Annotated in this window: 20 protein-coding genes and 1 tRNA gene; 17 read left to right on the top strand and 4 right to left on the bottom strand. The window is 61.6% G+C overall.

Annotated elements, in window-relative coordinates; all coding sequences use genetic code 11:
- Positions 1-430 precede the first annotated feature (430 nt).
- From VMH22_14020 to VMH22_14050, 7 genes are all read left to right on the top strand, one after another.
- Positions 431-1,366, top strand: coding sequence for a peptidase M15A (locus tag VMH22_14020; GenBank protein ID HTW92804.1), 936 nt, complete (start codon positions 431-433; stop codon positions 1,364-1,366).
- Between the two features lie 168 nt (positions 1,367-1,534).
- Entirely contained in the window at positions 1,535-2,215 is a 681-nt protein-coding gene (locus VMH22_14025; GenBank protein HTW92805.1) for a L,D-transpeptidase, read from the top strand.
- 145 nt (positions 2,216-2,360) lie between these two features.
- Entirely contained in the window at positions 2,361-3,002 is a 642-nt protein-coding gene (locus VMH22_14030; GenBank protein ID HTW92806.1) for a hypothetical protein, read from the top strand.
- A gap of 113 nt (positions 3,003-3,115) precedes the next feature.
- Positions 3,116-3,202, top strand: a tRNA-Ser gene (locus VMH22_14035).
- An 87-nt stretch (positions 3,203-3,289) separates the two neighbouring features.
- Complete coding sequence (locus VMH22_14040) at positions 3,290-3,895, top strand: YdeI/OmpD-associated family protein (protein ID HTW92807.1); 606 nt, start codon at positions 3,290-3,292, stop codon at positions 3,893-3,895.
- A gap of 35 nt (positions 3,896-3,930) precedes the next feature.
- The gene (locus VMH22_14045; GenBank protein ID HTW92808.1) at positions 3,931-6,636 is read left to right on the top strand and encodes a heavy metal translocating P-type ATPase; all 2,706 of its coding nucleotides are present in this window, start codon (positions 3,931-3,933) and stop codon (positions 6,634-6,636) included.
- A 97-nt stretch (positions 6,637-6,733) separates the two neighbouring features.
- On the top strand, positions 6,734-7,735 hold the full coding sequence (locus VMH22_14050; protein ID HTW92809.1) for a dipeptidase: 1,002 nt from the start codon (positions 6,734-6,736) through the stop codon (positions 7,733-7,735).
- Positions 7,736-7,911: 176 nt separating this feature from the next.
- Here the strand turns inward: VMH22_14050 and VMH22_14055 are convergent, their stop codons facing one another.
- The 4 genes from VMH22_14055 to VMH22_14070 all read right to left on the bottom strand — a co-directional run bounded on the left by VMH22_14055 (position 7,912) and on the right by VMH22_14070 (position 11,765).
- On the bottom strand, positions 7,912-8,226 hold the full coding sequence (locus tag VMH22_14055) for a hypothetical protein (GenBank protein ID HTW92810.1): 315 nt from the start codon (positions 8,224-8,226) through the stop codon (positions 7,912-7,914).
- Between the two features lie 307 nt (positions 8,227-8,533).
- Positions 8,534-9,649, bottom strand: a complete 1,116-nt coding sequence (locus tag VMH22_14060) for a hypothetical protein (GenBank protein ID HTW92811.1) — start codon at positions 9,647-9,649, stop codon at positions 8,534-8,536.
- A gap of 452 nt (positions 9,650-10,101) precedes the next feature.
- Positions 10,102-11,331 carry a nucleotidyltransferase family protein gene (locus tag VMH22_14065; GenBank protein HTW92812.1) on the bottom strand — a complete coding sequence of 410 codons (1,230 nt, stop codon included), beginning with the start codon at positions 11,329-11,331 and terminating at the stop codon, positions 10,102-10,104.
- A complete protein-coding gene (locus VMH22_14070) occupies positions 11,322-11,765 on the bottom strand; it encodes a hypothetical protein (GenBank protein ID HTW92813.1) in 444 nt (147 codons plus the stop codon). The genes VMH22_14065 and VMH22_14070 overlap by 10 nt, the downstream gene beginning before the upstream one ends.
- A 1,769-nt stretch (positions 11,766-13,534) precedes the next feature.
- Between VMH22_14070 and scmC (VMH22_14075) the strand changes: the two genes are divergently transcribed.
- The 10 genes from scmC (VMH22_14075) (at position 13,535) to VMH22_14120 (ending at position 25,865) form a co-directional block, all read left to right on the top strand.
- Positions 13,535-15,160, top strand: coding sequence for a SynChlorMet cassette protein ScmC (gene scmC, locus VMH22_14075; protein HTW92814.1), 1,626 nt, complete (start codon positions 13,535-13,537; stop codon positions 15,158-15,160).
- Between the two features lie 38 nt (positions 15,161-15,198).
- Complete coding sequence (locus tag VMH22_14080) at positions 15,199-16,374, top strand: nucleotidyltransferase family protein (protein HTW92815.1); 1,176 nt, start codon at positions 15,199-15,201, stop codon at positions 16,372-16,374.
- Positions 16,375-16,602: 228 nt separating this feature from the next.
- On the top strand, positions 16,603-16,854 hold the full coding sequence (locus VMH22_14085; protein HTW92816.1) for a PqqD family protein: 252 nt from the start codon (positions 16,603-16,605) through the stop codon (positions 16,852-16,854).
- 4 nt (positions 16,855-16,858) lie between these two features.
- Complete coding sequence (locus VMH22_14090) at positions 16,859-17,155, top strand: PqqD family protein (GenBank protein HTW92817.1); 297 nt, start codon at positions 16,859-16,861, stop codon at positions 17,153-17,155.
- Between the two features lie 10 nt (positions 17,156-17,165).
- The gene (locus VMH22_14095; protein HTW92818.1) at positions 17,166-18,377 is read left to right on the top strand and encodes a radical SAM protein; all 1,212 of its coding nucleotides are present in this window, start codon (positions 17,166-17,168) and stop codon (positions 18,375-18,377) included.
- Between the two features lie 81 nt (positions 18,378-18,458).
- Complete coding sequence (locus VMH22_14100) at positions 18,459-19,676, top strand: radical SAM protein (protein ID HTW92819.1); 1,218 nt, start codon at positions 18,459-18,461, stop codon at positions 19,674-19,676.
- A 608-nt stretch (positions 19,677-20,284) separates the two neighbouring features.
- On the top strand, positions 20,285-21,787 hold the full coding sequence (scmC, locus tag VMH22_14105) for a SynChlorMet cassette protein ScmC (protein ID HTW92820.1): 1,503 nt from the start codon (positions 20,285-20,287) through the stop codon (positions 21,785-21,787).
- A gap of 34 nt (positions 21,788-21,821) precedes the next feature.
- The gene (locus tag VMH22_14110; protein ID HTW92821.1) at positions 21,822-23,864 is read left to right on the top strand and encodes an ABC transporter ATP-binding protein; all 2,043 of its coding nucleotides are present in this window, start codon (positions 21,822-21,824) and stop codon (positions 23,862-23,864) included.
- Positions 23,854-24,642 (top strand): signal peptidase I, encoded by a 789-nt coding sequence (locus VMH22_14115; GenBank protein HTW92822.1) that lies wholly within the window; start codon positions 23,854-23,856, stop codon positions 24,640-24,642. Before VMH22_14110 ends, VMH22_14115 begins: the two co-directional genes overlap by 11 nt.
- Positions 24,643-24,680: 38 nt before the next feature.
- A complete protein-coding gene (locus tag VMH22_14120; protein HTW92823.1) occupies positions 24,681-25,865 on the top strand; it encodes a nucleotidyltransferase family protein in 1,185 nt (394 codons plus the stop codon).
- The last annotated feature ends 60 nt before the right edge of the window (positions 25,866-25,925 follow it).

Genomic DNA, 25,925 nt, shown 5'->3' on the forward strand with positions numbered 1-25,925 from the left:
TCGCCCTGGGAACCGTTCCCGGGACGGTTCGGGGGGTCGTTCGCGTGGCGGTACGCGACGCGGTTCGGACTGCGATTGACGACGCGATTCTGGCCGGGACTCTCGCGGCGAGATGGTCCGGGGTTGGCAGGAGGACTCGCACACCGACTCTGGCGGCGACTTCTGCCGCGACCCGAAGGGCGACTTGCCGCGCGACCTCCAGGGTGTCTCGCGGTTCGATTCGCGAGGGGACTTGCGGACCGGTTCGCACCGCGACTCTCGCTGCGATTCGCGCGGTGACACCGACGCTTTGTTCGAGAGACGGCCTCTGTCGCAACTGCCGCACCGAGGCAGGCTTGGAGCTGGATTGACACGGCTGGCTGTTGCGGCTATACTTCCGGGCCTTCGACCCGAACCGACACGTCGAGGCGTTTGACTATCATAGGCAATAATGCGAGCGGTACTGGTTTCCTGCGTCCTCATCGCCGGCTTCGCGGCCGGCGCCACCCTCAGTGATGCCATTGTCAGGGAACAAGTTAACCCGAAGCTGTCGCTCGACATCAACGGCTACGTCTACGATTGGGACAACGTCGGCCGGTTCGTGCTGCCGGGCGAGACGCTCCGCCTGTCGACTTCCGACCGTGTGAACAGCAGCGGCTGGGTTGCCTCGGCCGGCGAGCTGGTGGACATGGGAAACACGACGTGCTGGGTCGCGCCGCAGGAGCCGGGACTTTATCCGATAATCGTCACCAGCGGCACGGCGGTCCGCCGGATCAACGCCTTTGTGATGATACCCTTTGACAGCCTCGACAAAAAGGGTTATCTCAAGGGAGTCAAGATCGGAAAGTACCCGAAGCCCATCGCGGCGTTCCCGAACTTCACGAAGCCGAAAGGGTTCATCGTGACGACACCCGACAACATGAACACGCCGGTGTCGCCGCACTACACGCTCGGCGACTTCGCGCCGCGCTCGATTGATGGGTTCCCCAAGTATACGGTCCTGCGCGAGGAACTGCTGATCAAGTTGGAGCTGCTCACCGATCTCGTCAAGCGTCACGGGGTCAATTTCGACCGGTTCACGGTATTCAGCGGCTATCGACCGCCGGCGTACAACTGGCGTCTGGAACGCGGGCTGAACAGCGCCCACATCTACGGCGGCGCCGCCGATATCATCATCGACGCCGACAACGATGGCCGGCTGGACGACCTGAATCACGACGGCAACTCGAACCGCAAGGACGCCAAGCTGCTGGCTTCCTGGGCCGAAGAGCTGGAGCAGCAGCACCCTGAGCTGGCCGGCGGCATCGGCTGGTACAGCCGCACCCGCTGGCGCGGGCCGTTCATCCACGTTGATGTTCGCGGCAAGACTGCCCGCTGGCATCAGTGAAATGACGAGTTGCGAATGACGATTGGCGAATAGCGAACGGGAAACGACGAGCGATAGACGACAGGCTATGAGCGCCGAGCACCGTTCCGCGTCCGGCCCGGGCCGGGAGCCGGGTCGGCGTTTGCCTTCTGAATTCGACATTCGCACTTCGTCATTCGTCAATTCCTGATGAGTCCGATAAAGTCGCTCGGCATCATCGTCCTGTCGCTGATGGTGCTGGCCTGGTCGGAGGTCTACTTCCCGGTCAAACAGAGCCTCGGACTGGACATCCTGAATCTGACCTACAACTTGTACAAGACCCGGGCAGGCACGCTCGCGATGCGGCTGGAGCTGCCGAAGCTCGGACCCGAGATCGAGGCGCTCAATGGTTCGGTGAAGCAACTCGCCGACCAGTTCGCGACCGCCTTCACCAATGAGCTCTACATTGTTGTCAATCCCAACGGCAACCGGCTCTCCCTGCGCCGCGGCCAGAAGGTGATACTCGAGGCCGCGATATCGACCGGCAGGAACGACACGCTCAAATACCGGAGCCAGCGGTGGGTCTTTCAGACCCCGCGTGGAATCATGAGCGTCATCCGCAAAGCAAAAGACCCGATCTGGGTGAAACCGGACTGGGCGTTCCTCGAAAAGGGCGAGTCGATTCCGCCGCTCCGCTCGCCGAAGCGCCAGCAGAAGGGCGTGCTCGGCGCGTTCATGCTCGACCTTGGCGGCGGAGTGATGATACACGGCACCCCGCAGGAGAACCTGCTCGGCCGGAGCGTAACCCACGGCTGCATCCGGGTCGGGTACAACGACCTGAAGGTGCTGTACGACTCGGTGCCGGTCGGGACCAAGGTGTTCATATTCTAATGAAGGGCCACGAGTCGAATAGTCCAGAATTCAGAATCCAGAGACTAGAATCCAGAATGTCCCGACACTCTGGATTCTGGACCCAGCACTCTGGGCTCTGGATTGTCCGGTTCCGAAATCCCGAGCCCGGCAGCCGACAGCTCAAATGAGAAGTTTCCTGGCAGTGCTTGCGACCATCATCGGGAGCCTGGCCCTGGTCCGGCTGACCGACGCGGTGGGAAAACGCGAACTGCAGCGCGCGGCCCTGGAGGCGGACGCTGAGGCGCGGGCTGTTGCCGGCCAGTATGACAGCCTGCAGGCGGTGAAGGCGAAGCTCGAACAGGATGCGCAGTACCTGAACTACCGCATTGCTTCCTTGTCGCGGCACGAACCTTATCTCGTCATCAACCGGGGGGAGCGCAAGATCACCCTCGCGGTTCAGGACAAAACGATTCTGGAGGCCAAGTACCAGTTCCGCCAGATCTTGGAGGAACCGGATGAGTACTCAGCCTTGCCCAAGGCAACGCTCGAAGTCCTGAACAAGCAGGTCCGGACGAGCTGGCGCCGGCCGGACTGGCTGTACCGGCTCGAGGGCGTCCCGCCGCCGACCGACTCGGCTCAGCGCGTCGTGACCGACGCCTTTGGCGCGGGCGCAGTCTTCCTCGGCGGGGACATCGTGATTCATGGCAAGGTCAGCGATGAAGTACCGGCCGAGGCGATTGACCACAACTACATCGAGCTCGACTCCATGCCGCTCAAGACCATTGTCGACGCGGTCAAGCCGGGGACGCTGGTCCTGATCAAGTAACTTCAAGTTTGACTGCCGGGCAGCATCCGCTAAGCTAGCCGGAGCGGCAGTCGCGGATTCGAATATCTGTCACTGGACCACTTGAATCCTCGACCCCCCGAATCCTTTTCCACGGAGAGGTGCCGGAGTGGACGAACGGGCGTGCCTGGAGAGCACGTGTACTCGTAAGGGTACCGTGGGTTCGAATCCCACCCTCTCCGTTCTGCTGGCTGGTGCCAGCAGAACGGAAACCCGAAGTCCGAAGCACGAATGTCGAATCAAGCTCGAATTCCGAGGGCCTGAATCCAATGTCCAAAGTCCATAGTCCATCCCCTCAGCCTGAACCGCTTGATTTCCGTGGCGCCGCCGAGTGGCGGACGTGGCTCCGGCGCAATCACGCGAAGTCGCAGGGCGAGTGGGTCTACATGTACAAGAAAGGCGCAAAGGCCGGGTTGCGCTACCTGGAGGCGTTGGACGAAGCGCTATGCTACGGCTGGATTGACGGCCAGATAAAGGCCGTCGACGCGGAGAAGTTCCGTCAGCGCTGGACGCCAAGGCGGCCAGGCAGTGTCTGGTCTCAATCCAACAAAGCTCGCGTGAAGCGCCTCGTGGCCGAAGGCAGGATGTGCAAGGCCGGGCTCGAGTCGGTCATGGCGGCGAGAAGGACCGGTAAGTGGCGGCAGGCGTACTTCAATCGCCACTCGTCGGCCGTACCGTTGGACCTGGTCGAAGCGCTCAGAGCAGACCCCAAAGCCTGGCAGGGTTTCAACCGATTCGCGCCGTCCTATCGCCGTCTCTATGAGCGTTGGGTCGCGGATGCCAAGCGGGCGGAGACTCGGCAACGTCGCATAGCAGCAGTGGTTCACCGCGCCCGCGAGTGCCGTAAGCCTGGCATCGAGTCATTCTACCAGTGACGAACCGGAGTGGGACTCCGCCCGTCAAATAGTAGATGAACGGCAAGAAGGCCGCGGTTCACGTTGATCCGGTCTGCAAGATGGAAGTGGTCGAGGGGCAGGAGGCGGCACAGAGGGAATATGACGGTGTAACCTACTACTTCTGTTCAAAGACGTGCGCCCGCAAGTTCCAGCAGAATCCCGAGGAATTCGTCTCACCACAAAAACACCAAGACGCCAAGAGCTCGGACCATCTAGAATCTACAATCTACAATCGTCAATCTCACGTTGACCCGGTCTGCAAGATGGTGGTACAAGAGGGAAGCGAGGCGGGCAAGTGGGATTACAAGGGTGAAACCTACTACTTCTGCAACCCGAACTGCCTCAAGCGGTTCCAGGCCGAGCCGGACCGGTTCCTCAAGACAGCCGAGTCGGCCGGGATGGAAGAAACAACAGCGCCGGTGTTGCCGGAGCCGGTCATTCTCGAGAAGCCTGAACTAGGTAAGACAGAGACCGTCACCTTGTCGGTTGGAGGGATGAGCTGCGCAAGTTGCGTGGCCACGGTCGAGAAGGCCTTGAACCGACTGCCGGGCGTGAAGAATGCGAACGTCAACTTCGCCATTGAGAAGGCGATAGTCGAATTCGACCCCAAGGTCTCGCCGGTACCGGCTCTAGAGAAGGCGGTGGTCGATGTGGGCTACGATATCATCCACGAGTCCTCCGGCGGCGAGGACCACTCCGCAGTCGAGCTTCATCGTGCCTCCAACCGGCTGGTCTGGGCCTGGCTACTCGGGCTGGTGCCGATGCTGCTCATGGCGTTACACGGTCTGCATGTGTTTCACATGTCGGGCATGGTCTGGCTCGACGTGATCCTATGCGCCACGGTCCTGTTTGGGCCGGGCTGGAACGTCGTACGGGGCGCTTTGGGGTCGGTGCGCGCCGGGTCGGCCTCGATGGACGTGCTCATCGTGCTCGGCGTCGCTGCGGCCCTCGGCTCGGGCATCGCCGTGCTGGCCGGCCTGCCGATAAAGAGCTTTGCCGACGCCGGTGGAATGGTGATGGCCGTGTTCCTGACCGGACGTTACATCGAGGCGAGAGCCAAGGGTCGGGCTTCTCAGGCCATCAGGAAGCTGGTTGCGCTTGGAGCCAGGACGGCTCGCATACAGCTCGCCGAAGGCGTAGAGAAGGAAGTGCCGGTGGCACAGCTTGCACCCGGCAATCTGATGCTCGTTCGCCCCGGTGAGAAGATACCGACCGACGGACGAATACTCGAAGGCGAGACCAGCATCGACGAGTCGATGGCAACGGGCGAATCACTCCCGGTCGAGAAGAAGCCCGGCGACGACGTCATCGGCGCTACCGTGAATGGTAACGGTCTCATCAAGGTCGAGGCGACACGAGTGGGCAAAGATACGTTCCTCTCGCAGGTCATTCGGCTGGTTGAAGAAGCCCAGGGCAAGAAGATCCCCATACAGGCATTCGCCGACAAGGTCACTGCGAGATTTGTCCCGGTAGTCGTTCTTGTTGCGCTGGCGACATTCGTCGCCTGGCTCTTCCTGGCACCAAGCCTGAAGCCGATGCTCGCATGGGCGGCGACGTTTCTGCCATGGGTGAGTCCGAATCTCTCGGTGGTGTCGCTCGCGTTCTTTGCCGGGGTCGCGGTGCTGGTAATCGCCTGTCCCTGCGCCCTGGGACTCGCGACACCGACTGCCCTGATGGTCGGCTCCGGCATGGGTGCGGAGCGCGGCATTCTCTTCCGTTCGGGCGAAGCGATTCAGACGCTGAAGGACGTGCGAGCGGTCGTGCTCGACAAGACCGGCACGATTACCCAGGGCCGGCCGGCGGTGACCGATGTGATTCCGGCGCGGAACACGACCGGATTGGACGTCGATTCGGATGGTGTCCCAGGCCGAGAGGACGAATTGCTCCGGTTGGCCGCATCGATCGAGCAGGGCTCCGAACATCCGGTCGCAGGTGCAGTGGTCGCAGCGGCCCAGTCGCGCGGACTGAAGCTGGTGCTACCGACCAACGTGCAAGCAGTGCCGGGCCAGGGTATCAAAGGAATGGTCGACGGTGTTGAAGTACTCGCGGGCAAGGAACTGCTGCTGACGGAGTGCGGTGTGGATTGCCGTGCACTGAAGCAGGCAGCGACTGACCTGAAGAGACGTGCGCGAACGACTCTTTACGTTTCAGCAGGGGGCACGCCAGTCGGTGTCATCGGTGTTGCCGACACGGTGAAGCCTGACTCGGCGCGCGCGATTGAGGGACTGAAGGCGCTGGGTATCACGCCGATAATGCTGACCGGCGACAATCGTGAGACCGCGACCGAGGTAGGAATTAAGGCCGGCATCAGCCGCGTGGTCGCCGAGGTGCTGCCGGCACAGAAGCAGCAGGTCGTCAGGGACCTGCAGACGGAGTTCGGCAGCGTAGCGATGGTCGGGGACGGCATCAATGATGCGCCGGCCCTGAAGGCTGCGGATGTCGGCATCGCCATCGGCACCGGTACCGATGTGGCTATCGAGTCATCCGACGTGACGCTGGTGCGCGGCAGCCTCGCGGGTGTTGTTGCGGCCATCCAGCTCTCACGGGCGACCTTCGTGAAGATAAGGCAGAACCTGTTCTGGGCCCTCTTTTACAATGTTGTCGCGATACCGCTCGCCATGCTCGGCCTGCTCCATCCCATCATGGCCGAGGTGGCGATGGCGCTGTCCTCGATCAACGTCGTCACCAACTCTCTCCGGCTACGCCGGACACGGCTGTAGCACGGTTCGCCGGCTCTTGGCTCTTGTGCAGGCCGACCGCAGTCAACAAAGCCTGTATACTGCATACTGTATGCTGTATACTGGGTGCCCAAGCATCATGACTAACTCAGTAGCACAAGGACAACCGATTCCGCTTCTGGTGGACCTTCACACCGATGCGCTCTACGAGCATATTCGCGGCCGTAAGGATATCACGCAGCGGTCGGACAAGGGTCATCTCGATTTCCCGCGCATGAAAGAAGGTGGCGTCAACGGTCAGGTCTTTGCCATTTGGGTCAGTCCGACCGAACTCAAGCCGGGCGAGTATTGTGACTTCGTCCTCAAAGGAGCTGACACTTTCGACGAGGTGTGCGCACGCTGTCCGGACCTGGTCACGCCGGCGCTGACACCGGACGAGTTCAGACAGACGACGGCCGCAGGCAGGATTGCTGCGGTTCTCGGGGTCGAGGGTGGACACGCGCTGGAAGGGAATCTTGAGAACATCGACCGGTTCTTCGAACGTGGCGTGCGCGCGCTCACCATCACATGGTGCAATTCCAACGAACTCGGAGACTCAAGCGGTGACGACAACAAACCCAACAACGGGCTGTCGCGACTCGGCCGTCAGGCGATACGCCGAATGAACGAAATCGGGATGATTGCGGATGTGTCGCACAGCGCCGACAAGACCGTGTTCGACATCCTCGATACCAGCACGTCCCCGGTCATCGCCTCCCATTCCGGAATCCGGGCGCGGCGCGACTTCAACCGCAACCTCACCGATGAACAGATTCGGGCGATTGCCGCGCACGACGGTGTGATTGGGGTCGTGTTCCTGCCCTACTTCCTGCGCGACCGCGAAGCCGACGCGTCAATCGAGGACGTGATCGACTGCATCGACCACATCTGCCAGCTTGTTGGGCCTGACCATGCCGCGCTGGGGTCGGATTTCGACGGGTTTGGAGGCGCGCTGCCGGGGCTTGAGGACGTAACCAAGATGGGCGCGATTGGGACCGGGCTGCGCCAGCAAAGATTCCCTGAGGCCGACATCGCCGGGATTCTCGGCCTCAACTTCGTGCGCGTGTGGGATGCAGTGCGCGCGCGGGCCTCAACAACCTAGCCCGACAAGGCCAGCCGCCGCCCATCCAGGACACCGGCGTGCTCATGCTGTCCATCCTGCCGCTCCGGCCCCCGTCACCACCATAACAGGAAGCGGGAGCGATCGCTCCCGCACTCCCAGACAGAGAAATCCGGTTCTACCCGACGGTACTCCGCAACAACGTATCCAGGTCGTTACTACGCAGACTGCCGCTTCTTGGCGAAGTCGTACAAACCGGTCGCGGAAAAAGCAGTCAGGATCGCGAGCACCACGACCTCCCAAAGGCCGATGCTGTGGACGTGACCGTTGTATATCTGGAACAGAGCGGACACAATGTAGACCAAGATACGGGCAGGTGCGCCCTCGAACGGATGCTTGAACAGAGCCTGCCACTCGGCCTTGAACCCCTGCACTGCCGCCGAAATGAGCACAGCCCCGACCAGAACCACGAGCAACTGGACCAGACCGGACAGGACAGCGGCCGTCGCGAACGAGCCGCCCATGACGATCATGCTGCCTCCTTGGTGCGGGGCGCCGACTTTTCGCCGACCCCCGCGGCCTTTGCTCTTGCTGGCGTGCCCTCTATCGGACCTAACTTCGAATAAAGATAGCGACCGAGGAAGACTAAGTCAAGGCCGCATTCGTGCCCCGGGAACAAGACGTCCTACCGCCACACACAGCGCAAACAAGATGGGCGTGCTCGGAAGCAATGAGGGGTTGTGCACACCTTCGCGGACGCGGCGGCAGCAGGAACGGGCGGCGGAGGATCACCCTCCGCCGCCCGCAGGTTGTCAGTCAGTCTCGTAACCGGCTAGACTATCATGGGTCGACTTCGATGATGCAGAGCTGGACCTGCACAGGAGTCTCCAGGATTACCGCAATCTGGTCTCCTTTGCTTGCGTACCAGCCCTTGCCATGAGCCAGTGCATCATTGTACATCTGCAGGGTCAGTGGAGGCCAATCGGGCTGCGGTAGCCAACCAAGTTGACCCCTCAAAGCCCAGATGGCCTCTTGGATATCCCATGCTGTCGCGCCTTGTGCCTTGTGGTTGATCAAATAGTTGATGTAGCACCACGCGGTATCCTGCAGGCGAGGAGGTAGGTTGGGGTCGATTGACGACCAGAGTCGGACGCGGTAGCTGCTTTCCGCCTTCATGCTGGCCATCAGTTGGATGCACCAGCCTCTCCAATCGCCGTTCCACACGTCGTATCCAGATGGTACGTTCGAAAGCGTCACGCGCCAGTAGCAGTCCGCACCAGGTGCCCCGTCGAGATAGTGAGGGACCATCGTGACCGTGTCCTTCGGCAGAGTCACGTTCTTGTGGGCACTCTGGAACGCATACTTGAAGTACCGAGCCCCCTGCTTGCCGCAGCAGGCAAAGCCCCCGTCGCCAGTGAAGAAGTACGGGCCAGCCCAGCAGTTCTCTTGCTGATTTATCCACCCCCATCCTCCTTGACCAAGTTTGACTGCTACGCCGTACGCCGCGATGTAGAGCGTGTCGCCGACGCTCCAGCCCGTGTCTTTCGGAATTGCGTACGTGCGGGTCTGAACACGCGGGAGCAACCTGCCACCATAGGCGAACTGCTCAGGGAGGGGCTGACCGCGCCTCTGGGGGATGTCTTTGAGTGAATTCTCGGCGTCGAGGCGAGCTTCATCCAGCCACCAGTTCCCGGCCAGCGCATACGTAACATAGAGCGTGTCCGGCGTGTTCCAGACGCTCACCGTACCGACGCTGTCGCTCGAGCCGCCCCAGCCACCCCAACCGCCCCAACCGCCTGCCCCATAGCCCCAGAGAGTGTACACCTTGGGGCTCGACTCCCAATGCCAAGCGATATTGGCATCCGGGTTAAAGCCCATTGGTTCCTTGCAGCCGGCAAGTATCAGTCCGGCCGCCGCGGCGATTGCCAGCAACGCCAGCAATCTCGATTTTGTCATGTAACACCTCAGCTTTCGTGCCGTTCCGCGCACGCGCCCTTAGGACGGCACTTGTTGCTTACCGGAAGGGCTCCGGTTCCATGCCTGATGTGGGGTGGTTACTATGAGCGAGGTATCGGAGAGAGAACGAATCGGTCAGTCTGCCGGGCAGTGAGAACCTCATCACACCGTTGACCGTTCAGAGTGACCGGTCTCACCGGTATCCGCACTCAGCCTCGCGATAACACTACCGGCGACGGTTCGCGTGTCAAGGAGAATCTGCTGGGATTTCGTAGACGCGGAACTTAGGGGACAGGTCTTCAGGCAGACTATCTGCAGTCATTACTGGGCCAGCGTCTGGCTAATCCTGAACCTGACGCGAGGCGGGGGGATCGAAGCGTGCGGCGCTGCTAGAGGAAGCAGCCAAGCCATTCGCAGACGGAGCGGGCCAAGTTCTGAGCAGATGGAAGCGGTCAGGGTTTTCCTGATCCCAGCCATTTGCCCAAGTCGGCAGCGCGGTCGCGGCCATGAGTCCGAAGCATCAACCGCGCGCGACGGAAGATGTGGGCCCAGTAGGCTAGGATGACGTCTCTGACTCTTAGCAAGTAGTATGGCCAGAGGTGACTCCTGCCGCGCGACGCCGGGTACTTCGCCCCCATCTCAGCTCGGGATAGGAACACCCTCTGCCAGGACCGCTTCGCCTTGTCACGAAAGGACCTAGCGCCAAACGCATCGAAGAACGGCAACCATCGTACGTAGCTAGCGCGAGCGAGGACGGATTCCCTCGCCGTCTCCAGTATGCGTGCGTCAATGCCACCGGGTACCAACCTCTCAATGACGTCTTCCGGCACCTCGGCTCCCAACATGCTTTGCGCCAGGCGGAGTGCCAAACCAACGTAGCGCCCTGCGCCCCAATCGCGAGAGCGGTCCACGAATTGAGGCCAGTCCAGTTCGCCAAAGTGTCGAATGGTCGCAGCAATGTCGCAAAACTGTCGCAGTCCTTCCCCAAGGCCGTGCTCGTAAGAGGTGTGCAGGCAGAGGTGCAGCAGCAGGTCCTCAGGTGACAGCGCCAGCACCTGTACGCCCGCTGTGGTCGCCGGTTGCGCTCTCTTCCAGAGTCCACCGATATCGACTCTGAGGGGACTCGTGGGGCTGGCTATGCTCCAGTGGAGGTCCACGCTGGAACCTAACCCTACAAACGGGGTGAGTTCCGAGCTTCTCCGGCACCGGGCATCAATGTCCTCTCGCTTCTGGGGGCCGTAGCCCATGCCAAGCAGTCTGGCCTGCGCCCTCGGTAGGTCTGCTCTCGCAACCAGGAGATCGACGTCGACCATTGGCCGGAGTGCGACATTGTCGTAGACACCCTCAGCCAGGTATGCGCCCTTCAAGACGATGACCGGGATATCGGCGTCGCTACAGCACTGGAGCACTGGTCGAAGCTGCCGAAAGAGGCGCGTGTTCCGCTCGGCGTTGACGAAGTAGACCAGTCGCAGCCGGTCCCAGGAATCGGCCGGGACGCCCGCCTGAACCCCGCTCTCCTTGAGCCGCCTGTAGAGGAGTGGACCAAGACCGTGGCTCTCTGCTAGCTCCACGACTTCGCCCCACGCAGCCGACGGTTGGCGACTGACTGCGGAACGCTGAAGCCGGCCAGACAGACAACTGAGTAGCAGTTCGACGGCTGAGGCCCTGTCTGCTATTGCGATGGTGGATTCGAGGTCGGGGGTTGGGGGGCAGCAGTTGAGGAAGAGGGACGAGTGACGAAAGACGAAGAGACAGCAGCTAGGAGAACCCGCGCGTCCACAAACAGCCGGAAGGGCCGGCGGATATGCCACTGGTCGCGCTGGTCGTCGTACTCCCCGACCACCAGACTGCCCATCAACAGCTTCAAGAACACGCGGTAGTGGGCGTCGAACCGTACGAGTCTGGCCAGAAGACTCCGGGGCAGCAGACTGTCGAGGGGCCCGAGGCGGGCTGCGAAGTCGTAAAGTGTGTGAGGAACAAGACCGGCGTGCTTCCGGACGGCTTGGCCGAGACGCACGCAGCGAAGATACGCAAGCCCCTGCCACCCGCCGGCGATTGCGCGGCGCCGCGCTCCGCGCTGCTTTGCTGCGACCCGACCGATGATATCAGAACCCACGGGTCGTCCCGCCCACAGTTGTCCCCACGCGTTCTAATACTGCCGGTCGGTTCCCCGCGCCCATTCCACCCTCGCCCGATGGAAACGACGCGATGCACGATTGTCCTACCTGCGTCGGATGACTTGAAGTAGACGACGGTTCTCGGACTCAGAGGGACATGCTGCTGTTCCAGTCACTCGAGAACCCAGACTGTTCGCCCGCCCAGACGAAGAAATCGCTGCCCACGACTAGTACGTGGGACCTACTAGAACGTTCCTCCCGAGCTACCACTATAGCAATGGCTGGCACTATTACCTGTGTCGTGACACCCACCGCCCTGTGCGGACCCTCCGGTGAAGCATAGCCACGTCGCGCCGCTCCCCGTCTGGCAGTTTTGGCCTGCGTCGGCCATGCCGCCTGCCGCATCGCGCAGGTGTACTGCACGCGGTGACTCGTACTTCGGGCCCGAAGATGCTGACTTAGACTGTCTCATGCAACACCTCAGCTTTCGTGCCATTCCCCGGGCGCGCACGCGCGTACCTTTGGGGCAGCACCATTCCATACCGGAAGGGCTCCGGTTCCATGCCTGATGTTGGGTGGTTACTATGAGCGAGGTATCGGAGAGACAACGAATCGGTCAGTCTGCCGGGCAGTGAGAACCTCATCACACCGTTGACCGTTCAGAGTGACCGGTCTCACCGGTATCCGCACTCAGCCTCGCGAAAACACTACCGGCGACGGTTCGCGTGTCAAGGAAAACACTTGACCCCTGCCGAGCCACGGGCGAGCGCCCCGGGTACCCTCTTGGACGGCTTCAAGCCGGGATACGATACCGTGGGAGTGACCAGCAGACGACGCGCAGCGTCGCCCTGAGGAGAAGACGAATGGTCTCGGAGTCATGGCTACGGATGACGCTGACTACGCGGCGCGGCCTCTGGGGCCGCTACCGAACCGGATGGAACCGCACATGTACGCGTATGGCGAAGATGCGGGCCTTGGATACCAGGAATCGGAATGCAGAGGTGCAGACGGGAGTTGTCCGAAGACGGTGCCGAATAGACAGGTGACCGTGTGCGAGGTGAACTTCCGATTCTGACTGGGAGAGCGGTGTCCACGGAATACGGTGTCCACGGTGTCCACGGAATACTTGACGTAGAGACCAAGAAGCGTAGAATCAGCTTAATGTCTTGTAAGGGTACCGTTCCTGCGAATCTAGCGGTGGAGGTGTGCTCTTGAAACCAGCTAATTCAGATCCTTCGGGCCGGAAGTACGAGTCACCTCGTGCAGTACGCCTGCGCGATGCGGCAAGCGGCATAGCCGCAAACAACTGCATGTCAGGCAGCAGCGCGTCGACTCTATGCTACGCGCACGGGTCCTCCGCACTGGGCAACGGGTGCAACAGCACAGGTAACAGTGCCAACCATTGCTATAGTGGTAGCTCGGGAGGGGCCTTCAGGTAGGTCGCACCGGCAAGTCGCGGGCGGCGATTCGCACTTCGGGCAAGACAGAATCCGTCTTGCAATTCGCCAGTGTCTGGAGTAGCAGCGCGCTCCCCTGAGTCCGAGAACCGTCGCCGGACCGCATGGACTATCAGGTGTCAGACAGCAGGGCTGGTACTCAACAGGGGTCGTCGGACTCCCGTCACAACATAGAGCTGCACGGATCCCTGACTCTTAGAACCTCGGTCACATTTCCTCAGACAGGACGTAACTTCGTAGCTGGTTTCGGTCCAGTTCGCGTTATTCGTGCCATCGGCGGCGACTTTGGGTCCTGGTAGCGGGCCGAATCGATGCGCAGTCTGAAGCTTGTCCTCGCCGACGGTCGGCAGTGGGTGATTCACTCGCTCGACGAGGAGACTGCCGCGATAGTCGTCGAACTGGGCAAGGTAATGCGGCTGGGTCCCGTTGTCGGTACGGACCGGCCAAGCCGGGAAGGACGCGAGTTGTGCGTGTCCCTTGGAGACGAGTCCGTCGAGTCATGCCCGTCAGATGCGGACGTCGGCGGACCGGTTGTTCTTGGTGTTCACGCTCCGACCGACCGGGACATGCTGGTTGCCCAGATGATGCGCATCGCAGAAACAATCGCGCGGGAAGCATTGTCTCGCGGGGGCATGTTGCTGCACGGAGCCCTGGCCGAGCATCGAGGAAACGGCTTCGTTATGGCCGGTCCCGGCACTATCGGCAAGAGCACGGCCAGCCGCCGTCTACCGTTGCCCTGGCATTCGCTGTGTGACGACACGACGCTGGTCGTGCGGGACGACAAAGGGCAGCACTGGGCACATCCGTGGCCGACTTGGAGTCTCTTCTGGTCTGGCGGGCCCGGAGGCTCGTGGCCCGTGGAGCAGGCCGTACCCCTTCGGGCAGTTTTCTTCCTTGGCCAAGCACTTGTTGACAAGCTGGAGCCGGTCACCCCCACGCAGGCGACCGCCATTCTACTGGAATCCGACATTGGCCTTGTCCGGGCGGCGTCCTCCCCTGTTTCCGACCTCCGGTCATCGGTTCCCTGCGGAATTCGCGCTGCCAGGTCCCTGGCTGGGGCGGTGCCGGCGTACTCGCTTCAACTGAGCCTTGGCGGCCGGTTCTGGGAGGAAATAGAACGGGTGTTGCCAAAGATCGGAGTCCGGGGACAGAAGACGGAAGACCGTAGTTGCGTGCCGGTCGTTCAGGAACAGGCGCGGGCCGAGGACTCGCCATCGGAACGTTCCCGGTTCGCAGATGTTTCATTGCGCATCGTCTGCACCGGGACAAGCATGAATCCGACGCTGCAGGAACGCGACTTGCTCAAGGTCAGGCCGTACGAATCGAGACACGTACGGCGCGGCGACGTCGTCTGCTTCAAGTCACGAGACACAGGCAGGATCATCGTGCACCGTGTCGTTTCCGTCGGGCGACGGCGGACGGACGACGAAATCCCGACCGGCAGTATCAGAACTCGGGGCGACAACAACCTCACTGAAGACCCGTGGGTGCTGCAGGCCCGTGACGTCATCGGTCGCGTCACCGCATCGCAGCGCGGAGCGCGGCGTTGGGTAATCGCCGGCGGGTGGTATGGGCTTGCGTATCTCCGTTGCGTGCGTCTCGGCCAGGCTATCCGGAAGCACACCGGTATTGTCCCTCACACGCTTTACGAGTGCGCAGCCCGTCTTGGACCCTTCACCTACCTGCTGCCCCGGAGTCTCCACCCCAGACTCGTACGGTTCGACGCCCGCTACCGCGTGTTCCTGAAGCTGCTGATGGGCAGGCGCACGGTGGGGCAGTACGACGACTGGCGCAACGAGTGGCGCATTCAACGCCCGTTCAGACTGTTCGTGCACGCGCAGGCTTTGCCCGATCCGCTTCACTCGCCCCCGGCCCTTGATAGCTTGCCCGTGTCCGCCGAACCCCAGTCCCCAAACCCGAATCCGCCATCGCACTAGCAAACACGAGCCCAGCCGTCGAACTGCTCCTAAGTTCTCTGTCAGGCCGGTTTCAGCGGTCATCCCGACCATCGGCCGCGTGGGGCGAAGTCATAGAACTGGCAGAAGAACACAACCTCGCGCCACTCCTGTACCGGCGGCTGAAGGAAGGCGGCGTTCAGACCGACGTCCCGGCCGACTCCCGGGAACGGCTACGGCTGCTCTACTTCGTCAACGCCGAGCGGAACACGCGCCTCTATCTGGAGCTTCGACGCGTGCTTGAGTGCCTGCTCAGCGACGGTATTCCGGTCATCGTGCTGAAGGGCGCGTACCTCGCTGAGGCGGTCTACGACGACCCCGCACTCCGGACGATGAGCGATGCGGACCTGATGGTTCGGAAGACTGAGCTGACAAAGGCCCGGACGATTCTGCAAGCAATGGGCGGCATTCAGCAGCATCTTGAGGACGTCGAATCGTGCTGCGAGTATGAACCGCACCTTCCAACGATTCTCGTTCGCGAACTCCCGGTCGATGTCCACTGGACCATAGTCATCCCAAAGGGACCATTCAGGGTAGACAGTTCCGACCTCTGGGATAGGGCACGACCGGCCACGATAGCCGGCGTCGAAGCGTTGACGCTATCGCCGGAAGACACGCTGTTGCACCTGTGTCTGCATTTCTCCCACAAGCACTACATGTCAGGGCTGCGTTTCCTCTGCGACATCACACAGGTCATTCAACGCATGCGCCACCAGATAGACTGGACTCAGGTCACGGGGCGAGCCCACGCGTGGGGTGCTGCAAGGCATGTGGGTTTGACACTCCATCTCGCCCGGAGCATGCTGGGTGCGGGAGTGCCCGATGCGGCCATGGAACAGCTCGTGCCCGGGGGTATTGACCCGCGCATTCTTGAGGCGGCGTTCGAATCTATCTTCGAGCTTGGCATGGGCTACGGCCAATGGATGCCGTTCTTCGACCTGCTGGGGGAAGGATCAGTCGTTGGCAAGGCAAGGTTGTCATGGAGGCGGGTCTTCCTCTCCCGTAAAGAGATGGCTGAGAGGTATCCCATGTCCCGCAATTCACGCCTGCTCTTCCCCTACTACGTGCTGCGAATCAGGGACGGCATCGGAACCTACATGTCTCACGTCCGAACGCGACGTCGTCTGATAGCGCAGGGCCGCGAACGCGACGCCAACGCCTTGCTGATTGACTGGCTCGAATCAGGGAAACCCTGACCACTGACTCTGCCCTAGCCCAAGGTGGCACATCGAGCCGCAAGCCCAAGCACGGCTCGCAGTACGGGCATCACGCCAAAGCAGCATCTCAGATCTCGGTCAACCACTGACTGCTAGCCACAAGCTGCCACGGCAGAATCTCATTGCCAAGGCTGCGACCGATTGCTATAATTCGCAGTTAATACTGACATAACCGTCCCCGGTCGACCGATACCCAATCCGGCGGCCGTGGAGGAAGAAGGAACCGATGGTTGGACCCTGCTGGTGAACCCTGATACGGCAGGGGCCATGGCTGTTAACCACACCGGGGCTTTGGTCTGGAGGCTGGTTGACGGCAGGCGCACGACTGATGAGATTGTTGCGGCTGTACGCAGCCGGTTCCCGGATGCGCCTGACTCGGTGGCTGATGACGTACTTGAGATCCTGGCCAAGCTGACTGGCGAAGGGTTCATCGGTCAGGAAATACCGCTGAGGGAGTGAAAAGATGAGTGATGCGAAGACCTACCGTGCGAACGAAGTAGTCTCATGCGTTGACGAAGGCGAAGACGGGGCAATGCTCTACAACCCGGACAAGGACGACACCATCCTGCTTAATCCGTCAGGACGTGCAGTCTGGTCCTTCATCACCGCCCCTCGAACCCTCGACGACATTGCCGGCCACCTGACCACCGTCTACCCCGGTATTGCACGCGAACAGGCTGTTCACGACGCCGAAGAGTTCATCCAGTCACTTCTACCCGACTTCATACTGGTCGAGCAGAAAACCGACGGCGCGGTCTAGGGATTCAGCCGTGGCACAGACTTACCCCGAACCCCTCCCGATGCCGGACGTCACCGAGCCGCCGCCGGGCCTGAGCCGTTTTCCGAAGTCGCTCGATCTCTCGCTGACCGGACGCTGTAACCTCAAATGCCGGTACTGCTTCTACGCCGACGAGATGACTGCACTGAACGACATGCCCGCTGCGCGCTGGCACGCTCTGTTTGAGGAGCTGGGCAAGCTGGGGGTTCAGAACGTCTCCCTGTCGGGCGGCGAGGTCTTCACCCGGCCCGACCTGTTCGAGCTGATCGACGGTATCATCGCCAACAAGATGCGCTATGGCATCCTCACCAATGGGACCCTCATCACCGAGGAGACGATCAAGGAGTTTGCCAAAGGAAAGCGCCGCCTGAGGCTGGATTCGATTCAGGTCTCGATCGACGGGTCCTGTGCCGAGATCCACGACCAAAGCCGGCCGCCGAAGAGCTTCGACCGGGCGCTGCGCGGCCTCCGGCTGCTGAAAGAGGCCGGCTTCCCGGTCGCCGTGCGTGTAACGGTCAACCGGGCCAACGTGAATGACCTGCCGAACGTGGCTCGGCTGCTGATCGAGGATGTCGGCCTCCCCGGCTTCAGCACCAACGAGGCGGAGCAGATGGGCTCGGCCCGGTGCTACGGCGAGAACGTGGTTCTTACCAACGCCGAGCGAAAGCAGGCGATGGAAACCCTGACGAATCTCAACAAGAAGTACAATGGACGGATAAGCGCGACCGCCGGACCGCTGGCTGCGGCTGCCCACTTCGCCGAGATCGAAAAGGCCTGCGCTGAGGGAAAGACGGGTATACCGGGTCGCGGCACCCTCTGTTCCTGCGGAGGGGTCTTCACAAAGCTGGCGATACTGCATGACGGGACCATCGTCCCCTGCAACATGCTGCCCAAGCTTGTCATGGGTGTCTTCGGCCACCACTCGCTTGCCGAGGTATGGCGCGAAAGCCCGGCAATAAACGCAGTGCGCTATCGCCGCCGGATACCGCTGCAGTCCCTGCCGTCGTGCAAGGACTGCTCGTATGCGGGTTTCTGCGCAGGGGGCTGCCCGGGGTCAGCCATGGCCCGGTTCGGAAGGTTGAATGTACGTGACCCGCTGGTTTGCTACCGCGTGTTCAAGGGAGAAGAGAAAGACGAACCTCCATCCGCCGAAGAGCTGAAGGCGGCAGACGCGGGCGGAGGTCGGACCCGGCAGCAACGCTGAGACCGCCGACGGACTGAGAATGCGGGAAAAGGAACCGCACGCAAGAAATCAGACCTAGGGAACAAGGAGTGAGGACCAGACATGGCATTGTGTGAAACCAACACCGACGTCGATTCCCCAGCCACTCGACCGCCGTCATTGCCCGAGGGTGTTCCGCCTCTGGGTGCGTACTACCTGTACCTGTCCAGCAGCTGCAACCTGCGTTGCCGCCACTGCTGGATTACGCCGGGTTTCACGGCGGACGGCAGGCCTGACCCGGGTAACGTGGTTGACCTGAATGCATTGCGTGAGGCGGTCCGCGAAGGAAAAACCCTCGGCCTGTGTCATGCCAAGCTCACCGGCGGCGAACCCATGCTGCATCCTCGGTTCCTTGAAATCGTGGACATGCTGACCGAGGAGAACATCGGCATGGACATGGAAACGAATGGTACTCTGCTCACTGCCGAGGCCGCCCGCCACCTGCGGGAGAAAACGAAGCTCGCCTTCATCTCGCTCAGCCTGGACGGCCGTGACGCGGAGACCCACGATGCGTTTCGGCGAGTGCCCGGTGCGTTTGACGCCGTTCTTCGGGGACTCGGGTATCTTGTGAACGCTGGATATAAGAACTGCCAGGTCATCATGAGCGTGCACCACGGCAACCGCGACCAGATCGAGGACGTCGTGAAGCTGGCCGCCAGTCGCGGTGCAGCCTCGGTCAAGTTGAATCCGGTCACCATGACCGGCCGAGGGGCGCTGATGCACGAGCAGGGCGAAGGGTTGGGGTTTGACGACTACCTGGCCTTGGCCCGCTGGGTTTCCGGCGACTTGCGTCCCAAAGCTCCGATTCCAGTAATCCTGGAGATGCCGCCCGGGATGGTATCATTCCGAGAACTCTGGCGGACCCACGGTCGAGCCGGTGATTGCGGTGTGCTTGGCGTTCTAGGCATCCTCGGCACGGGCGAAATCGCGCTCTGTGGCATCGGCCAGACTCATCCGGAATTCGTCTATGGGCGATTGGGTGAAAACCGCATTCGGGACATCTGGCTCTCGAACCCGATAATCCTCGCCTTGCGTCGGGAACTCGAGGCCGCCGATTCGTATCCCGGCATATGCGGCGAGTGCATTTTCGCCAAGCGGTGCCGGACGAGTTGCGTGGCAGACAATTACATTCACAGCGGCCGGCTTGTCTCCCCTAACTGGCTCTGCGCTGAGGCGGCACGCCGCGGTGCTTTCCCGTCCGGCCGGGCGCAGAGGAAGCACAAGAATCACGGAACCAAGGGTCCGAGTGACGCCATTGAGCGGGGGCAAGAAATATCTTGACACGATGGCAGGGGGGGGATAAAATCCAAGTGTCTAATGGCTACACGCGGCAAACAGAATTTGTAAGAGAATAAGGAGTGCTGAGATGGAGAAAACGCTAGACCCGAAGTACGAAGCTCCGCGGGCCGTTCGTCTTGACGACCGGTCACTGGCCTATGGCGAGTGCCAGAATGGTACTACCGCCACGTCGAACTGTGGACCCAGCGGTGGTAGTGCAGTTGCTTGCTTCAACGGTATTTCTGCAGGCGCCTCGTGTCTGAACGACGGAAGCAGTGCGCACGGATGCCAGACTGGCACGTCGCCGTCATTCAGTTGCACAGGCAACGGCGCCTCGGTTGCCTTCTAGTATAGAGGACTTAGATACTAGGGGCATAGCCCGTTACACTACCCAGAGGCCGTCGAGCTGCGCTCGACGGCCTCTGGCAATTTGAAGGCTCTTTCAGAGAGACAGCCCGCAGACATTTCCGCTGAGTCGATAAGGAGTCACGCGTATAGTGGACAATACCAGGGAAAGACCCCGGATCGGGGTTCGACTGGCACTTGCGGACGGTCAGCGTTGGGTAGTTCGGCCCGCTGACAGGCAATCGGCGGAAGCCGTTGCTGAACTCATGCAAGTCATGCGGCTCGACCCGGGAGACCACGGACGTGAGATTCACGTGGCGGTCTGTCGTACGCGAGCCGGTCTATTCGACGGCGCGACCGACGATTGCGCACCGCTATGCTTTATTCCCTTCCGCCTGAACCGTGAATTAGAGGTCGTCCAAATGGAGATGATCGCCGCTTTCGTCGCGCGTGCGGCCCTCAGGCGAGAATCCCTGCTGCTGCATGGCGCGCTGGCCGAGTACCGCGGCAGCGGTTTCATCATGGCCGGGCCGGGCGGAATCGGCAAGAGCACGGCCAGCCTCCGCCTGCCCTCGCCCTGGCGTACGTTGTGCGACGACATGACGCTGGTCGTGCGGGACGACAACGGCCAGTATTGGGCACACCCATGGCCGACATGGAGTCGTTTGGCACGAGGCGAAACGGGTTGTTCCTGGGACGTCCAGCGGGCCGTGGCACTCCGTGCGCTGTTCTTCCTCGGTCGAGGGACCACGGACATGTTGAGGCCGGTCAGCCCAGTGCAAGCGAGCGCTCTGCATATGGAATCGGCTCTGAATCTGGCCCGAACCCCGTTGTTGCCGGTCCCCGATCCGACCTTCCCAGTTTCCACCGGAATCAGGGCTGCCAAGGCGCTGGCACTTGCCGTCCCGGCGTACTCGCTGAAGCTCAGCCTGACTGGCCGATTTTGGGAGGAGATTGAGCGCGTATTGCCTGCTGCGACCGGGGATCAGGGACCCAACGCTACCGACCGTGTCATGTCTCCAATCCGTGGTCATGTCCCGCACTTGACCCCGGCGTCATTCTCTCCACCATCCGCGGAGTCCGATCTGCCGTCGCGCGGCGTCACCGACGGTTTGTTGCGTCTGGTCTACACCGGCGTCAGTATGAAACCGACGCTTCGCGACCCCGAGTTGGTTGAAGCCGAGCCCTGTGGGACACAACCACTGCGTCCGGGCGACGTCGTGTGCTACGAGTCACCGGTGACCGGTGCTACAGTTGTGCGTCGCGTCGTGTCGGTCGAAAGACAAGGGACCGGGGATCGGGGATCGGTCAACGGAATACGGACCCGGGCGGACAACGCCTCCCACGACGACCTGGAGACTTTGACTACTGAAGGAATCATCGGACGAGTAACGGGTGCGGGGCGCGGCGTCCGATTTCGAGCAATCCACGGCGGACGCAGGGGCCTGGTGACGCTCTGGCTGGCACGCTGGAGAGAACGCATCCTAGGCAGCGCCTATCTCATCCCTCACGCGCTGTATCACTATGTTGCCGGCCTCGGCCCGTTCGACCACCTCCTCCCGCGACGTTTGCGGCCCCGGCTAGTGCGCTTCGACGCCCGTGGTCGCGTGTTACTCAGGCTGGTAAATGACCGGCAGACAGTCGGACGATACAACGAACTCATGGAACGGTGGTACATCCGACGCCCGTTTCGGCTGTTCGTGGACAAGCGGGCCCTGAGCGACGCATGTTCGCTAGCCTTGGGCAGTGGGCCGGGGCGAAATCCATAAGGTTAGCTCTCACTTTTGACATGACCCGAGAGACTTGGGCAAAATCGGTGCACCAGGTCTCACTGACGAACGAGACCGATCGGCTGTAAGGATGGCCCACACCGGCGAGCACACCGCAGACAACGCCGTGCCCGGGATTGGCGAGACCTTGAAACAGAGCCTCCACCTTGGCCGTGCGATTCGCCTGGTCTGGGGCATCGCTCCGGGCTGGACAGTCACGAATCTTGTCATGGTTGTCGTGCAGGGATTGCTGCCCCTGCTTGCACCCTACTTCATGAAACGCACCATCGATGCCCTTCAGGCCGCCATGACGGTGCACGTCGGGGTTGTCGCCTTTCGCCCGGTCCTGTTCTGGGTCACTCTCGCCGCCGCGGCAGCGTTGGTTTCGGCCCTGCTTGGTTCATTGGCCGGGCTGTTCGGGCAGTACCAGTCCATGGTCTTTTCCGACAAGGTGACCGACATCGTGCACAGCAAATCGGTTGCGGCTGACCTTGAGTACTACGAGAATCCCAGTTACTTCGACACGATGCAGCGGGCTCAGATCGAAGCCTCCTCCCGCCCCATTGGCGTGGTCAACCGCCTCACCGGTATCGGACGGAATGCGGTCTCGCTGGTCGGTATTGCCGGCCTGCTGCTCGCTTTCTCCCCGCTGATCACGCTGGTCCTTTTCTGCGTAGCCCTGCCCGGTGCTTTGGTGCAGTCACTATACGCCCGCCGCCAGTACCGCCTCGAACTGGAGCAGACGGAAAAGGAACGTCAGGCGTCATACTACCACTTCATGCTGACTGGTACATGGTTCGCCAAGGAGCTGCGCCTGTTCAACCTCGGGTCTTTGTTCCGGACCCGGTTCCAGGCCCTGCGTCAGCAACTGCGAGGGGTAAGACTAGCGCTGGCCCGGCGGCGCACTGTGGCCGGTCTGTTGGCTCAGTCCTTGACCTCAGCCGCCATCTTCGGCTCCCTTGCTTTCATTGCGTATCGGGTCTACAAAGGGACCACGACCCTCGGCAGTCTGGTGATGTACTACTCTCTCTTTCAGCTGGCGGTTGGCTCGTTCGCAAGCGTCCTAAGCGGAGTGGCCGGGCTCTACGAAGACAATCTCTTTCTTTCCAACTTCTACAAGTTCCTGGACCTGAAGCCCAAGCTCCTGGCGCCGGCGAACCCGGCGCCGGCCCCGACCAGAATCAGCCGGGGCATCGAATTCCACGACGTGCACTTCACCTACCCGAGCGATTCCCGCAAAGTGCTCGAGGCGGTCAATCTGAGCATCGCGCCGGGCCAGGTGATTGCTCTAGTTGGTGCCAACGGCTCAGGCAAGACCACGCTCGTGAAACTCCTCTGCCGGCTTTACGACCCGGACTCGGGCAGCATCACGGTTGACGGCGTTGACATTCGCCGACTCGACCCGGACAAGTGGCGGAGGCGGGTCAGCGTCATTCTCCAGGACTACGTGCAGTACAGCATGACCGCCTGGGAGAACATCTGGCTGGGTGACGTGGAAAGCGAGCCCGACCGGGGTCGTATTGTCAGGGCGGCCGAACTCTCCGGTTCGGACTCAGCGATCCGTAAGCTACCCCAGGGCTATGACACACCGCTGGGCTATCAATTCAAGCATGGCCGGGAACTGAGCATCGGCGAGTGGCAGAAGGTGGCACTGGCTCGCGCGTTTCTGCGGGACTCGGAGCTCGTCGTTCTTGACGAGCCGACCAGTTCGCTCGACCCGTTGGCAGAATCCGAGGTCTTTGAACACTTCCGCAACATCATCCATGGGAGAAGCGCAGTGCTGGTCAGTCATCGCTTCTCCACGGTCCGGTTGGCCGACCGTATCTGCGTTCTCGAGCATGGACGAGTCGTGGAATCCGGCAATCACCGGGAACTTCTCGATCTCGGCGGCATCTACGCCCGCCTCTATTCGGCACAAGCCGCCCGGTACCAGGATAAACCGAACAGCACGGCCGAATCTCCGCGGCACGGTGTTTCTTCACCGGTAGTATTCCCATCAGCGGTTGAGAAGTCGGCGACTGCGGATGGCGATGACCTGCGAAGCGCCGATCGATGGCTGCATCACCATGACCGTTGAACAGTGTCGGGTGGAAGACCTCGGCGGCGAATGGTCAGGCGAGACAACCCCGGCCAAACCCAGCGTGGCAATCGACTTTCGCTCAATCGAATCGGTCATTATCAAGGGAAGACGTTGTGTAGTCTATGCCGGGCCGAGCATGAACCCGACACTCCACGAGCCGGATCTGCTTTGGATTGAGCCCTATTGTGCCGAACGCGTGCGGCGGGGCGATGTCGTATGCTTCAAGTCCGCCGAGAACGGCAGAACCATCGTGCACCGCGTCGTGTCCGTCAGGCGACGGGAGACCGGGGACGGTGGCCCGCAGGACGAAATCCGGACGCGGGGAGACAACAACCCAAAGGACGATCTCTGGACTCTGCGGCCCGCTGATATCATCGGCCGCGTTACGATTGCGCAACGAGGCGCCAGACGCCGGGCCATCTACGGCGGTTGGCGCGGGTTTGCCGCCCTTCGTTGGGTGCGACTTGGTCAGAATCTCTATGGGTTCGGCGGATCTGTTCCTCGCCGGCTGTACCACCTCGCGGCGGGCCTCGGGCCGTTCGACCGCCTTCTTCCTCAAGCTTGTCGGCCGCGGGTCGTGCGCTTCGTCAGTTCGTCCCACACGCACCTGAAGCTCCTGATGGGCAGGTTGCTGGCAGGGCAGTTCGATGCGCACCTCGGGACGTGGCACGTCCGCCCGCCGTTCCGTCTGTTTGTTGATGAGTACGACCTTCCCGATCCGCGCTCATTGCCCCCTGGTCCCCGAACCCCGACACCTAACTCGACATACCCATAAGAAGTCGCACCTCAGCCGCCGAACTGCTCCTCGGTTGTCTGTACGGTGAAGAACCGGAAGCCGGGGACCGGACCTCGACGACGGCTGACTGGGGCGAAGTCGCTGACACGGCCGTCCGCCACGGCCTTGCGCCACTGCTTTTCAAGCGCCTGAAGGGACGCACCGCACGGACTCGCATCCCGCCCGCGGTTTGGACGCAGTTGAGCCAGGCCTACTTCATCAGCGCCGCCAGAAACGGTCGGCTCTATCGAGAGCTCAGGTCCTTGCTTGGCTGCCTGCGCAGTGCGGGCATCCAGGTGATCGTGTTAAAGGGCGCGTTCCTGGCAGAGGCGGTGTACGGCGACATTGCGCTCAGGCCGATGTGCGACATCGACCTCATGGTTCCGAAAGACGACTTGTCAAAGGCCCAGACCATCCTGATCGCCAATGGCGGGGTTCTTCAGCAACGCGGAGACATCGAGCTGTTCCGCGTGGAAAGACATCATCACGTTGCGCCGGTCGTTGTCGGCAACCTCTTTGTGGAGCTGCATTGGACTATCACGCCCTTCACCGGACCGGTGGAGATAGACGCCGTCGGTCTCTGGGCCCGGGCCCGACCGGCAACGGTGGCCGGTGTGCAGCTAACGGCTCTCTCACCCGAGGACCTGTTGCTCCACCTCTGTCTTCACTTCGGCCGAGACAACCGCCTCACTGGCCTGCGCTCCTTCTGTGACATCGCGCAGACCATCAGCCACTACCGCCGCGAGATGGACTGGCAGCAGGTCGTTCGCCTGGCCCACGAATGGGGAGCGACAAGACATGTGGGCTTGGAACTCCATCTGGCAAGGCGCATGCTGAACGCGGCAGTCCCCGACTACGTCCTCGAGGGTTTGGTGCCTGGCGGTATCGACCGGCCCATACTTCAGGCGGCGATGCAATTCGTATACACCCAGACCGACTACCACCAGTGGATGTCACTGTTCGACATGGAAGGTGCAAGGTCAATCGGAGACAAGGTGAAACTGCTGTGGAGACGGGTCTTCCTGTCCCGCGACGAGATGGCCGCGGTGTATCCCGCGGCTCGTAACTCGGGGTTTCTCTGGTCTTACTACCTGCTGCGGGTGAGAGACGTCGTCCGTGCCTACTGGTTCCGGACCGCGAGGCGAGGCCTGCCACTGGTCCGAGGTCCCGAGAAAGACCGGAATGTTTCGCTGGTCAACTGGCTGAAGTCAGGAAAGCCCTGATCGTCCGCTCCTCGCCCGGCAGCGCGCGAAGCCTGCGGTTACAGGCCGTACAAACGCACG

The organism is bacterium, assembly GCA_035505375.1.
In the GTDB taxonomy this organism is placed as follows: domain Bacteria; phylum Hydrothermota; class Tepidihabitantia; order Tepidihabitantales; family Tepidihabitantaceae; genus UBA2258.

Excerpts from the sequence above, each read along its gene's own strand:
- VMH22_14020 (HTW92804.1), top strand. The coding sequence starts at position 431 with ATGCGAGCGGTACTGGTTTCCTGCGTCCTCATCGCCGGCTTCGCGGCC.
- VMH22_14025 (HTW92805.1), top strand. The coding sequence starts at position 1,535 with ATGAGTCCGATAAAGTCGCTCGGCATCATCGTCCTGTCGCTGATGGTG.
- VMH22_14030 (HTW92806.1), top strand. The coding sequence starts at position 2,361 with ATGAGAAGTTTCCTGGCAGTGCTTGCGACCATCATCGGGAGCCTGGCC.
- VMH22_14040 (HTW92807.1), top strand. The coding sequence starts at position 3,290 with ATGTCCAAAGTCCATAGTCCATCCCCTCAGCCTGAACCGCTTGATTTC.
- VMH22_14045 (HTW92808.1), top strand. The coding sequence starts at position 3,931 with ATGAACGGCAAGAAGGCCGCGGTTCACGTTGATCCGGTCTGCAAGATG.
- VMH22_14050 (HTW92809.1), top strand. The coding sequence starts at position 6,734 with ATGACTAACTCAGTAGCACAAGGACAACCGATTCCGCTTCTGGTGGAC.
- VMH22_14055 (HTW92810.1), bottom strand. The coding sequence starts at position 8,226 with ATGATCGTCATGGGCGGCTCGTTCGCGACGGCCGCTGTCCTGTCCGGT.
- VMH22_14060 (HTW92811.1), bottom strand. The coding sequence starts at position 9,649 with ATGACAAAATCGAGATTGCTGGCGTTGCTGGCAATCGCCGCGGCGGCC.
- scmC (HTW92814.1), top strand. The coding sequence starts at position 13,535 with ATGCGCAGTCTGAAGCTTGTCCTCGCCGACGGTCGGCAGTGGGTGATT.
- VMH22_14090 (HTW92817.1), top strand. The coding sequence starts at position 16,859 with ATGAGTGATGCGAAGACCTACCGTGCGAACGAAGTAGTCTCATGCGTT.
- VMH22_14100 (HTW92819.1), top strand. The coding sequence starts at position 18,459 with ATGGCATTGTGTGAAACCAACACCGACGTCGATTCCCCAGCCACTCGA.
- scmC (HTW92820.1), top strand. The coding sequence starts at position 20,285 with ATGCAAGTCATGCGGCTCGACCCGGGAGACCACGGACGTGAGATTCAC.
- VMH22_14115 (HTW92822.1), top strand. The coding sequence starts at position 23,854 with ATGACCGTTGAACAGTGTCGGGTGGAAGACCTCGGCGGCGAATGGTCA.